Source organism: Chlamydia sp. 17-3921 (assembly GCF_902705545.1).
Lineage (GTDB): Bacteria > Chlamydiota > Chlamydiia > Chlamydiales > Chlamydiaceae > Chlamydia.
This window is the reverse complement of the sequence record NZ_CACSHH010000004.1, coordinates 1-12,369: the sequence shown is the minus strand read 5'-3', so window position 1 is coordinate 12,369 and position 12,369 is coordinate 1. Positions and strand designations below refer to the sequence as shown.

Genomic DNA, 12,369 nt, shown 5'->3' with positions numbered 1-12,369 from the left:
TATAATAAATAAAAATAATAGGAGTTGTTATGAATAGTAAATCAGCGCAAAAAATAATAGATTCTATAAAACAAATCCTAACCATTTATAAAATAGACTTTGATCCCTCTTTTGGTTCAGCTTTAACTTCAGACTCTCAAGAGGACTACGAATACCTCATTCAAAAAACACAAGAAAAAATCCAAGAATTAGATAAAAGAGCTCAAGATATTCTTGCTCAAACAGGAATGACTCGAGAACAAATGGAGGTTTTTTCAAACAATCCGGACAATTTTTCTCCAGAGGAATGGTTGGCTTTAGAAAATATTCGAGCTTCTTGCGAAGATTATAAAAAAGAAACAGAAACTTTGATTAATGAAGTAACTCAGGATTTGAAAGAAACACCCAACCAGCAACAAAAGAAATCAAAAGTCTCTTCTACTAAAAAAAACAAGAAAAAAAACTGGATTCCCTTATAAAAATACCTATAATTCCGAGGCATGAAAATTATAGTGTCTAAGGGGATAGATTTATCTTTGCAAGGAGCTCCAAAAGAATCTGGTATTTATCAGACTATAAATCCAGATTCGGTTAGCATTGATTTACGCCCCTTTAATTTCTTAGCCCTAAAAGTCAAAGTTGGTCTTGGAGAAGAAGTTTTTCAAGGGACTCCTATTGTAGAATATAAAAATTTTCCAGGAACATTTATAACCTCTCACGTTTCAGGAGTTGTAACAGAAATACGTCGAGGAGAAAAACGTTCTCTTCTAGATGTTCTCATTAAAAAGAATAGCTCTAATTCAAAAATTTCAGAATCGTCTAACGACTTACAATCTCTTTCTCGCCAAGAGCTTTTAGAGCTTTTCAAAAAGAGAGGGCTTTTCTCTTTTTTTAAACAGCGCCCTTTTGATATTCCCGCTCTACCCACACAAACACCTAGGGATGTTTTCATTAACATTGCCGATAACCGACCCTTTGTTCCTTCACCAGAAAAACATTTATCTTTATTTTCCTCTAAAGAAGAAGGCTTTTATGTTTTTATTGTTGGGGTTAGGGCTATAGCAAAACTATTTGGCTTACGTCCTCATATTATTTTTAGAGATTGCCTTCCTCTTCCAACACAAGAACTTGACTCTATAGCACACTTGCATACAATCAGTGGCCCCTTCCCTTCTGGATCCTCATCTGTACACATTCATAACATAGCCCCAATCACTCATGAAAAGGATGTTGTGTTTACTATATCTTTTCCTGAAGTTCTTTCTATTGGGTTCTTTTTCTTAAAAGGTTACCCTCAACAAAAACAAATAGTTGCTTTAGCAGGATCAGCTTTAAAAACAACATCTCGTAATTACATTATAACAACAAAAGGCGCTAAAATCTCTGGTCTCGTCAATCCCAACAATATAGAGAAGAACCACTCTTTAATAACGGGAGATCCTCTAACCGGACGTTTATGCTTTTTAGAAGAAAATCCTTATTTAGGATTCCGTGATAATACAATTTCTATTCTCCCAAAACCATCTAAACGGTTATCTTTCAGTTTTTTACGATTAGGATTTAATAGAATAACATTTACTAAAACTTATTTATCTGGATTTTTTAAAAATAAAAAAGCTTTTATGAATCCTGATACTAATTTACATGGTGAAACTCGCCCTATAATAGATACTGATATCTATGATTCGGTTATGCCTATGCGTATTCCTGTAGTTCCTTTAATAAAAGCTATTATCACTAAAAATTTAGATCTTGCGTGCCAACTGGGTTTTTTAGAAATCAGTCCTGAAGATTTTTCTCTACCCACTCTAATAGATCCTTCTAAACTAGAAATGTTTTCTATAGTCAAAGAGGCTTTACAAGCTTACGCGAAAGAATCTATTATGCCTCAGTAAAAATCGTGTTCTTCAAAGAACTACAAATTTTTATGAATAGATAATTTTTCTAATATAAAAGGTGCTGCGTAACTAATAATCATATCTGCTCCAGCACGTTTTATACTTATCAAAGATTCATACAAAACATCAGCTTTATTTAACCACCCCATATGCACTGCGGCTAAAATCATAGCATACTCTCCACTAACTTGATATGCAGCTAAAGGTAGTTTTGTTTGTTTTCGAACTCGATATAATACATCCAAATAAAAACCCGCAGGTTTCACCATTAACATATCTGCCCCTTCATCTTCATCCAAAGAGACTTCTAAAAGAGCTTCCAAAACATTTTTTGGATTCATTTGATAACTCTTTTTATCTCCATAAGCATGTGAAGAAAGAGCATCTCGAAAGGGATGATATAAAAAAGAAGCATACTTAACACTATAGGATAATATCGAGGTATGCGTATAACCAACTTGATCTAATTTAGAACGAATATAAGCTATTCTTCCATCCATCATATCACTTGGAGCTACAATATCTACTCCCATTTCAGCATGTAATGTTGCAATATTACCAAAGATACGAACACTTTCATCATTAAGAACCTCTCCATTAGAAAGGATCCCATCATGACCATGTATTGTGTACGGATCCAAAGCTATATCACTTATAACACAAAGATGAGGGAATTCTTTTTTAATCTCGTAAATACATCGACATAAGACATTCTTAGGATTGGAAGAATATGAACCATAAGAATCTTTTAAATTATTAGGGACAACAGGAAAAAGCATAACAGCTTTTAAGTCATACTCACAAAGCTTGTTTATTTCTTTGATTAAACGATCAATACTCCACCGATATACTCCAGGTAAGCTTGAGATTTCTTCTTGTACATTGGAGCCTTCTTTAACAAAAAAAGGACATATAAGATCTTGAGGCAACAAATAAGTTTCCGCAACTAAGTCTCTTATAGCTGCAGTCCTTCGATTTCTTCTAGGTCTTCGTGTGAGAGCTAAAACATCCATTATTTACATTCTTCATCGTTTTCCACATTACCAAAACATAGAACATATATTATTTATATAATTATCTTCTTCTTTAGGGGGTGTGGAAAATGTTTAAAACTCTATTTTTAGAGAGAAAAAATGGTGGTTTTTCTGTTTAAAACTTTGTTAAAAGGATGTGTAGTTTGTTAATAAGAATAGATATTGCACATTTGTAAACACAAGATCAACCTTTTTTAAACAGAAATTTTTCATTAAAAAGAGTTTAGTTTTTCTTTGATGTATGGCAGGCTTTTTAATTTTCTAGGTTTTTCATGTTATCCAGAGACCACGAGTTTTCGAATAATCAGAGAAAATATTTATCTAATTTTGTAACCAATTTAGAATCCAATGTTTTTGCTTTGAAAAACCTTCCAGAAGTGGTTAAAGGGGCATTATTTTCTAAATATTCTCGATCTGTTCTGGGGTTACGTTCTTTGCTTGTAAAAGAGTTTCTTAAGTGTGAAGATGTTGAAGATATTGATCCCAGTGTTATTTTTGATTTAGGTGTTCACGGAGCATCTGATTTTTATCAAAGAGTTTTAGATGGGTATGGAGATGATTCTGTTGGAGAGCTTGGTGGAGCTCATCTTGCGATAGAGAATGTTTCTGTTCTTGCTGCTAAAATTATAGAAGATGCTCGTATTGGAGGATCTCCTTTAGAAAAATCCACAAGATACGTTTATTTCGATCAAAAGGTTCGTGGTGAGTATTTATATTACCGAGATCCTATTTTGATGACATCAGCCTTTAAAGATGTGTTTTTGAACACTTGTGATTTTCTATTCGAAACATACTCAAATCTTATTCCTCAAGTTCGTTCCTATTTTGAAAAACTTTATCCTCGACCTTTAGAGGTTTCTGAAACAGCATACTCTACTTCTTTGCGAGCTAAAGTTTTAGATTGTGTTCGAGGAGTACTTCCTGCAACTACTTTGACAAACTTAGGGCTCTTTGGTAATGGAAGATTTTGGCAAACATTATTACATAAGCTTCAAGGACATAATCTTTCTGAAGTTCGACTTCTGGGAGAAAATGCTCTAACTGAATTAATGAAGGTAATACCTTCGTTTGTAAGTCGTGCAGAAACACATCATAATCACCATCAATCAATGATGATGTTTCGTCAGAATTTAAAAAATCAGCTTAAAAACTTAGCTAAAACAGTCTCCTCAGAAGAAGAACTAGAGTTCAATCAACCAGGAGTTAAGCTTATATATGGAGATCCTGATGGAATTTATAAAGTTGCAGCTGGATTTCTATTTCCATACGCTAATCGATCTTTGTCTTCATTAATAAACATATGTCGTAATATGTCTTCAGAAGAGCTTCTAAGAGTACTAGAAGCTGGAACTTCCGGTCGAGAAAACCGTCGACACAAGTCTCCTCGTGGGCTGGAATGTGCAGAATTTTGCTTCGATGTTCTTGCTGATTTCGGAATTTATAGGGATTTACAACGTCATAGAATTTTAACCCAAGAAAGACAATTACTTTCTACAAACTATGGTTATAATCTTCCCGAAGAATTAATAGACACTCCTATGGAAAAAACTTTCCGAGAGGCTATGGAGAAAGCTGGTGAGGCATATAATGAGATTTCACAGGAATTTCCTGAGGAAGCTCAATATGTTGTCCCAATGGCACATAATATTCGTTGGTTTTTTCATATTAATGGTCGGGCGCTTCAATGGCTTTGTGAATTACGCTCTCAGCCTCAAGGACATCGTAATTATCGTATTATTGCCATTAATATGGTGAAAGAAGTAATTAAGTTTAATCCTATGTATGAGATCTTTTTTAAATTTGTTGATTATTCTGATGTTGAATTAGGAAGAATGCAACAAGAAATGCGAAAAGAACTTGCTCCCTAATTTTAAAATAGAATCTTTGCGTTTACAGGAACTCCTACCTACTGTTATTTTTATTCCTTTCTAGGAGTAAGAATGCCGCAATGAAATGTCTTATTGATAATAATTTAGTTAGATTCAAAAATATTTCCAAAACAAAACAAGGAATTTTTGTAAATTTTAAAGTAAAAGGAGAAAAAGGAGGAGCATCGTTCACAGCATCAATAGCTGTTGATATAGACTCTGCAGATGTTTCTTCTGGAGATTCTCTTGAGGTAATAATAGAAAAATGTGCTCAAATTGGTGTTACAGAATTTCAAAAGTGTGAATTTCAATTTGAAGGAATTACTTGCTTGTAAAAACTATTTTATCTGGATGTAGCGCAGACTGGTAGCGCACTTGCATGGGGTGCAAGGGGTCGGAGGTTCAAATCCTCTCATCCAGATTTCTTTTAGTAGACTAACAAAATCGTACTTGCATGAAATCTATGAGAGCTTCAAGTTCAGAATGGTTTTTCAAACCATTTTTTGAAAGAAAGTCAAGTAGGTTTAAGCAATTTTTTGCAGAGTTTTCCAATAACTCTAAAGCTTCATTTTCTCCAAAAAGTAAAACATAGTTTAAGCCTATTTGCTTTCGATCTTTTTCGAAATCAAGAAAGTCATCTTTTACTTGAAATAGTAAACCAAAATGGTGAGAAAATTTCATAACTTGAGGAAGATAGTCTGGATTTCCACCACCAAATAACCAACCAGCAACACAAGCTATTTCAAACAATGCTCCAGTTTTCTTAATCATAATAGATTGAACGTGTTTCTTTCCTTTGTTAGAGAAAAACATATCATCATATTGTCCTCCTAATACTCCTGCGCAACCAATATTTTTATCTGTAACCTCAGAAATAATGTCATAAGCTAAATTTACAGTTTGTGAATCATAGCCTACTTGCTTAAGTTTTTTAGCATTGATTCGAAAATGAGCATATGCTGCAGGAATAAGAGCATAGGATGCGAGTAAAGCTGTTGCTTCACCAAAAACTTTGTGAACAGTCGGTCGACCCCTACGTTCATCGTCATTATCCATGCAGGGCAAGTCATCCGCAATTAACGTAGATGTATGTGCGAATTCTACGGCTAAAGCAGAATCTAAAACATCACAACCATTTCCTAAACTTTGTGCAAACATACAAACCAATAAAGGTCGGATGCGTTTCCCACCACTTTTCAAAGCATATTCTACAGGAAGTCGAAGTGTTCCTTTAGGATCTCCAAATTCATCTAGAGATTTTTCAATAGCAGATTCAATAGAGGGACGATATGTATCAAAAATTTCTAAAATATTCATAAAAAATTTAAACTACTTTTCCAGGACCTATCTTACTGTAAGCGGGAATATGATGCCCGGGATTAATCACTGTGTTGCAACCTACAGAAACATTTTTTCCTAAAAAAGAACCTATTTTATGGCATTTTGTATCTATTTTTTCAGATTCTGATTGTATTTTTATAGTTTGACCGTCTAAGCGGAAATTCGCACAACGAACTCCTGCTCCTAAATTTACTCCGGGACCAAGAACTGAATCTCCGAGGTAAGCAAAATGAGCTGCTTTCGCATGATTGCCAAGATAAACATTTTTTGCTTCTGTACAGTGTCCTAAAATACAATGACTACTTGTAATAACTCCTCCACGTAAATAAGCACCATGACGTACTTTTGTATGAGGACCTAAAATACAAGGACCGACAATATAAGCCCCTGATTCTATATAAGCACTTTCAGCTATTTCTATCTGACTTTCATTTTTTAAAAAAACTCCTGATTCTACAATACCATGAATACCTGAAAATAAATGAGAAGCCAACATTTCTTCTATAAGAGACAAGATATCCCATGTATAAAATGCTTTAGATATTAATTCTGGAAAGAGAAAGTCTTCAGGAGAAAATAAAGATGCAGCAAAAATTGTCATAATATTTTTAAGTTGATTATGACGCATTTTCTCTATTAAAAGGTTTACTTACAAGAAGTAAAGAACCCTTGATGAAGAGAAGTTTATTCTAGAGAGTCATCAGCAGCAAAAAGATAACCAACTCCTCGAACTGTAGAAATTTTAGTGCCGTAAAAACCCAATTTTTTTCTTAATGAAGCAATATGAACATCAATATTTCTAGAAATAATTTCTTTGATGTTTCCTTTTATCTCTTCTAAAAGATCTTTTCTTGAGCACAGTTGTCCACGATTTATTAGGAGTTTTTTAAGAATACCTGCTTCTGATGGTGTTAAGAGGGTTTTTCCTCCGGGATAATCTATTGTTAAATTTAAAACATGAAAAATTCGATCTCCGAAATTTAAAGTTTCAGGAATCACATGTTTTAAAGATAGATGATGACGCAAAGATGCTAGAATAAAAGCATCAAGAATTTTCGCTGTAAAAGGACGTAATAAATATCCTTTAGCTCCTAGATTCAAGACTTCTATTATAGAGTCTTCTTGAAAAAAATCAAACAAGACTATGGTATCTGCTTTAGAAGCATATTCATTAGAAAAGATGTCTTTAGGAAGTTGTAAGTACTCACAAAAAATAATAATAGCTGGTGTTTCCTGAGAAAAAGAAGATGAAACTATAAGTTGATATTCAGATCTTTGAGAACATAAATCCTTTAATTGAGAAGACAATTTATTATCTTCAGTAACAAGTAGTATAGTTTTACTCATAGACATATGTTATCAAAATAGATTTAATATTTTTTATAAGTAATACAAAATAAATTATTTTTCAAAGATCCTTTATGTTTTTATTGATGTAAAAAAATTTTGCATAAACTCAACTCTATATATATAATTTAGCTTTAAATGGTTGGACATGCCAATCAGCAAAGATTTTAGGAGGGTCTACGGAGCCTCATGTTTCGCTACATATTATTTAGTGTTTTTTTTCTTTCATGTTTTTTTTCTGGAGGTGGGCTGTATTATTTATGTCACTCTAAGAGCTCTTTAGAGAAGAAAAATTCCGGTGCTGTACATATAGATTATTGTGAAGGAGAAGAGACACTATTACACTACTTGTCTTCTTCTCAGCAATTGCAGGCCTTATGTTTTCAAGGGTTTTCTTTACAAAAACAGAAAAGATTTGATCTAGCAGATCAAATTTTCACTAAGATTGCAAACAAAGTAGAAGGAAAAAGTATTTCTTTTCAGGAAGAACTTTTTTGTGGACGCATTATTAATAGTTTTTTTCTCGATGATGTGAACTCAATGAATGTTTTACTCAATCTATTAGAACAAAACCTTCCCAACACAGCTTACCTTCCCTTTTTTAAAGCACTATGTGCTTATAAACAGAAAAATTTTAGTAAGGTACTAGAGTTTTTCTCCGATTGGAGAAAACAAGAATCACTAGCCACTTCTCCTTGGCTTAATGTAAATTTACGAACATTATTTTCTGACTTCTTTTTAGATCACATTATCGCACACTCTTTTATAGAAATAGGAAGATTTCCAGAGGGACGAGAGATCCTACATCAAATTATAGAAAAACTTTTGAAACGAGAGCGAGAATGGAATACACGAACTTATGACTATACAATGTTATTATTAAGCCGGAGTTATTTTTTAGAACTTAATTTATCAAAATCGGAACACATTTTTCCAGATTACTACGATATGATTTTATTCTATTTAAAGAAAATTCATGTCTTAGAATGTTGTCCTTACACTCAGCTTCTTCCTGAAGAAGAATTAATTTCCATACTCATGAAACATTTATTTACTTTACCTAAAACTTGTAGGGCCTCTTCTGTACAGCTTTTAGAGTTTTGGTTACGTTTTTACCCTCAACCAAAGCTTAAATTAGCAATACAGCCTTTAGTTGATGATTTTTTAGAAAATTTAGATAACGCTGTTTGGTTTTGTAAAGAACTTACTACTTCATCTAATTTAAATAGCTTGAAGCAAGAGTTAGTCTTCTCTTTGAGCTCCTGGTTATCCATGAAGTCAAAATTGATACAAACATTCGAAGCTAAACAATGTTTATCTTTATTACAAATATTGGAACCAAATATCTCCATAAGTGAAAAGCTTTCTCTCTCTTCCTCTACAATACAAGACATTCTTTCACAAGAAGATGAACAATTTTCGAAATTAAGAAATTATCTTGATCTATGGGAATCTATACAGTCTTATGACATTGGAAGACAGCGGTTAGTTCGTCTTTTAGTAAAAGGAGCAACAGATCTTTGGAAAGAGGGTGGTAAAGATGAAAAATCACTAAGCTTACTCCACCTAATTTTAAAATTTACTAATTATGATATAGAATGTGAGAACATGGTATTTCTATTTATAAAACAAGCTTATAAACAAGCTTTAGATTTTCATTCTATTTCTCGATTACTAAAATTAGATAATTTTATAACAGAAACTGGTATATCTTCTGTTCATGTTGGAGAAGAAGAAATTGCAAATTTCTTTGCTGATGCGGAATACTTGTATTCTCACGGAGAATATACTAGAAGTAGTCTTTATTGTTTGTGGCTATCTAAAATAGCCCCTTCTTCTTCGGTTTATCGTTTGCTAGGGTTATGCTTAGTAGAAGATAAACATTATTTAGAAGCTTGGAATTGTTTCCAAACTCTCTCTCCTCAGGAAAGAGTCTGTAATTCTAAAGTTCAAAAAGCTTTGGCTCTTTGTCAAAAACATCTATCCAAAGATCAGATTCTTGGCTATAAAGGATAGAAGAAACGCCTCTTCTATATGTCAAAGATCCTAGAAAACATTCCAACACTCCTTAAAAATCTGTTAAAACAACAAATTGTTGTACCTCTAGATATACTCTTTGCTCGTCGATATGCTCCAAAAAATTTTGAGAAAGCTTTTATCTTTTTGGCAATATCTTCTGCTTTATGGCGTTATGGACACCCTTTTCTTTATTTACACGAAAGACGCATCACCCCCTCTCTTTCTGGGGTTTCTGAAGAAGATTTGTATCAAGGATTAAAAGAACTTCCAGAAGGTATATTATCTAAACTATTTGTTATAGATAATCAGAAGATATATTTACGTTCTCTTTATAATATGAGAGTAAAATTATTCCAAAAATTGAAACTTTTATCTTTGGCAACTACTTTATTTCCATTTCCAGAAAAATTTCCTAATAGTTTGTCAGAAATCCAATGTCGTACTTTAAAAGAAGTCTCCAAAAGTTGTTTCTCTATAGTGTGTGGAGGACCTGGAACTGGAAAAACTTTTTTAGCAATACAATTTATTTTATCTTTAGTTAAAAAAAATCCAAAAATTCGTATTGCTGTAGTATCTCCAACAGGAAAAGTATCTTCTCATTTCCTTCAACTCCTTTCTCATTATGATCTTCCTGAAGGAACTATATTAGTCAAAACAATACACCGTTTTTTGCAAGAGTATGCTTATTATCAGTTCAGTGTGGTTGATGTTCTAATAGTTGATGAAGGCTCTATGGTAACTTTTAATTTACTTTACAGCTTAGTTCAAACTCTTCAAGGGTACTCCCAAGAGGGAGTATTGCAAGCTACAAGCATGATTATTTTAGGAGATGTAAATCAACTTCCTCCCATTGGAATTGGAGCTGGAAACCCTCTACAAGAGCTAATAGACGTCTTTCCAAATAGAACATTTTATTTAAAAGTTTCTTATAGAGCGAAAACTGAGGAGATACAAAATTTTTCTCAGGCAATTTTAAAGCGACAATTAATTCCATTCACTCCTCTGCTTAAAATTGATTCTGCTGTGAAATCTTTTGCTAAAACTTTCGAACAAGCCTTGTCAGAACCTCAAACAAGTTTATGTATACTCTCCCCTATGCGGGTTGGTCTTTGGGGATATATTAATTTGAATTTTTTGATACATAATGAATTACAAAGATGTAATCCAGATCTTCCTATTCCTATTATGATTTCAGATCGTTATGAAACTTGGGGATTATTCAATGGGGATACTGGAATGCTGTATCCGAAAAGCCAAAAACTAGCTTTCGATAGAGGTATCTCTATAGATGCAAATATTTTCTCTCATTATACATATAACTATGCAATGTCTATACACAAAAGCCAGGGAAGTGAATATGATGAGGTTATTGTGATTCTCCCTAAAGGAAGTGAAGTTTTTGAATCTTCACTGCTTTATACCGCAGTCACTCGAGCTAAACATAAAATTTCTGTCTGGGCTGATGCTGAAACATTACATAAAATCATAAAAAAGCCTCGCAAGCATATGCTAACGAGGCATTGAACATATAAATAGAATAAAGTTTTTTTATCCAATAAAATCTGCTACAAAATTGAAAGCGGCTCCAAGGATACCAACGATACCTAAAATAAAAACAGCATGTACTCCTAATAATACTGGAGCACACTCAAAAATGAGTCCTAAAATTGCTTGAACTAAGTCAAAACAATCGCATAGGAGTCCGAGCACGGCATCCCGTAATCCTTGGAATCGAGAACGAACATTCTCCTCTTTACTTTTCTCACCTACAGTATGAGAGTAGACTTCCTTAGTATTTTCTACTAAAGAAAATCCAGAAGCTAACATGGAAGCTCCCACACTAACTTTATTTCCAACACTAAGAGCATGGTTTCCTAAACTTACTACACTCGTTTCTTGTAAGAAATTATTGATGCCAACAGTTTTCGATGCCAAACGACAAATTTTTGATAGAATACTCAAAGGAGAACGTACTTGTTTTGAGTAAGAGACGTTACCTTCTTTGTCTTGTTTTTTAGTGAAAATAAATTGGCCATCATCATAAGTTTCAAAAACTAAACTTCCAGAGAAAAGCTGTGTCCATAGAGATATGCAACTCAAAGAATTGTTTACACCAGAAGCAATGGAACACGCTGATTCTAAATTTTCTAATCTTTGTTGATAGAGATCTGCAGCACTATTATCCAAAGTAGGTGTTGCTTGATAAGAAGCTATTTGGCTTCTTGCTAACATAGAGCAACTAGAGGTGAAGTCTACACAATCGCCTACAAGATTAAGAGTTTTGTATGTGCTTACGGATACTTTTCTAACATGATTTAGTGCCATTGTGCACGAAATGGGCAACCAGGCTCGAAGAACAGAACCTAATTTAGTACAAACAGAAGATGTCATAACTTACCTAATAAAAATTTAATCTATGCTTTAGCATTAATTTTATAAATAGCTCTAGACTTGATTCGAGCGGCTTTATTGTCTTTGAAAATTCCTCTTTTAGCGGCTTTATCTACCACGCTATATACCGAGCTGAGATTTTGAGAAATCTCGTTTTGATCTTCTGTTTTTAGAGCTGCTTCAAATTTTTTGAGAACAGTTTTAACTTTAGACTTAAAACTTTGATTTATGAGATTTCGTTTTTCTGCAGTCTTTCTGCGTTTCTGGGCAGAAGGTTGCCTTTGAGGACCTTTATTTTTATTAGATTTTTTTTGTGTCATTGTCACTCCAGATGAACACTATTTTCAGTGTAAACAAATCCTATAATTGCTATAAGTCTTGGGATGGATAGGACTCAAATTTTAGTACAGCCTAAGATTTGGATAACATTCTAAAAAAAAAGGAATTAATGAAAAAGGAAAATGAAGGGGGCTTCTGTTTTTCTTGGGAAAA

Annotated in this window: 12 protein-coding genes and 1 tRNA gene; 7 read left to right on the top strand and 6 right to left on the bottom strand. The window is 33.3% G+C overall.

Features of this window, described 5'->3' with window-relative positions:
* Positions 1 to 29: 29 nt before the first annotated feature.
* Together JMS40_RS01365 and nqrA are read left to right on the top strand one after the other, a co-directional pair.
* Positions 30 to 458 (top strand): hypothetical protein, encoded by a 429-nt coding sequence (locus JMS40_RS01365; RefSeq protein WP_201456494.1) that lies wholly within the window; start codon positions 30 to 32, stop codon positions 456 to 458.
* Between the two features lie 21 nt (positions 459 to 479).
* Entirely contained in the window at positions 480 to 1,874 is a 1,395-nt protein-coding gene (nqrA, locus tag JMS40_RS01360) for an NADH:ubiquinone reductase (Na(+)-transporting) subunit A (RefSeq protein ID WP_201456493.1), read from the top strand.
* A gap of 20 nt (positions 1,875 to 1,894) precedes the next feature.
* Here the strand turns inward: nqrA and hemB are convergent, their stop codons facing one another.
* Positions 1,895 to 2,890: a porphobilinogen synthase gene (hemB, locus tag JMS40_RS01355; protein ID WP_201456492.1), complete on the bottom strand. Its 996-nt coding sequence runs from the start codon at positions 2,888 to 2,890 to the stop codon at positions 1,895 to 1,897.
* Positions 2,891 to 3,183: 293 nt separating this feature from the next.
* On the opposite strand from hemB, the gene JMS40_RS01350 reads away from it, so the two are divergent.
* The 3 genes from JMS40_RS01350 (at position 3,184) to JMS40_RS01340 (ending at position 5,200) form a co-directional block, all read left to right on the top strand.
* Positions 3,184 to 4,779, top strand: a complete 1,596-nt coding sequence (locus JMS40_RS01350; RefSeq protein ID WP_201456491.1) for an FAD-dependent thymidylate synthase — start codon at positions 3,184 to 3,186, stop codon at positions 4,777 to 4,779.
* Between the two features lie 80 nt (positions 4,780 to 4,859).
* Positions 4,860 to 5,114 (top strand): hypothetical protein, encoded by a 255-nt coding sequence (locus tag JMS40_RS01345; RefSeq protein WP_201456490.1) that lies wholly within the window; start codon positions 4,860 to 4,862, stop codon positions 5,112 to 5,114.
* A gap of 12 nt (positions 5,115 to 5,126) precedes the next feature.
* Positions 5,127 to 5,200, top strand: a tRNA-Pro gene (locus tag JMS40_RS01340).
* A 14-nt stretch (positions 5,201 to 5,214) separates the two neighbouring features.
* On the opposite strand, the gene JMS40_RS01335 is transcribed toward JMS40_RS01340, so the two are convergent.
* The 3 genes from JMS40_RS01335 to JMS40_RS01325 form a co-directional block, all read right to left on the bottom strand.
* Positions 5,215 to 6,096 (bottom strand): polyprenyl synthetase family protein, encoded by an 882-nt coding sequence (locus JMS40_RS01335; RefSeq protein WP_201456489.1) that lies wholly within the window; start codon positions 6,094 to 6,096, stop codon positions 5,215 to 5,217.
* A 7-nt stretch (positions 6,097 to 6,103) separates the two neighbouring features.
* Entirely contained in the window at positions 6,104 to 6,721 is a 618-nt protein-coding gene (locus tag JMS40_RS01330) for an LpxA family transferase (protein WP_201456495.1), read from the bottom strand.
* An 83-nt stretch (positions 6,722 to 6,804) separates the two neighbouring features.
* The gene (locus tag JMS40_RS01325) at positions 6,805 to 7,473 is read right to left on the bottom strand and encodes a response regulator transcription factor (RefSeq protein ID WP_201456488.1); all 669 of its coding nucleotides are present in this window, start codon (positions 7,471 to 7,473) and stop codon (positions 6,805 to 6,807) included.
* A 183-nt stretch (positions 7,474 to 7,656) separates the two neighbouring features.
* Between JMS40_RS01325 and JMS40_RS01320 the strand changes: the two genes are divergently transcribed.
* Together JMS40_RS01320 and recD are read left to right on the top strand one after the other, a co-directional pair.
* A complete protein-coding gene (locus tag JMS40_RS01320; RefSeq protein ID WP_201456487.1) occupies positions 7,657 to 9,483 on the top strand; it encodes a DUF1347 family protein in 1,827 nt (608 codons plus the stop codon).
* Positions 9,484 to 9,501: 18 nt separating this feature from the next.
* On the top strand, positions 9,502 to 11,010 hold the full coding sequence (recD, locus tag JMS40_RS01315; protein WP_201456486.1) for an exodeoxyribonuclease V subunit alpha: 1,509 nt from the start codon (positions 9,502 to 9,504) through the stop codon (positions 11,008 to 11,010).
* Between the two features lie 24 nt (positions 11,011 to 11,034).
* Here the strand turns inward: recD and JMS40_RS01310 are convergent, their stop codons facing one another.
* Both JMS40_RS01310 and rpsT read right to left on the bottom strand, forming a co-directional pair.
* Positions 11,035 to 11,877: a hypothetical protein gene (locus tag JMS40_RS01310; RefSeq protein ID WP_201456485.1), complete on the bottom strand. Its 843-nt coding sequence runs from the start codon at positions 11,875 to 11,877 to the stop codon at positions 11,035 to 11,037.
* Positions 11,878 to 11,900: 23 nt separating this feature from the next.
* Positions 11,901 to 12,197, bottom strand: a complete 297-nt coding sequence (rpsT, locus tag JMS40_RS01305; RefSeq protein WP_201456484.1) for a 30S ribosomal protein S20 — start codon at positions 12,195 to 12,197, stop codon at positions 11,901 to 11,903.
* Positions 12,198 to 12,369 lie beyond the last annotated feature (172 nt).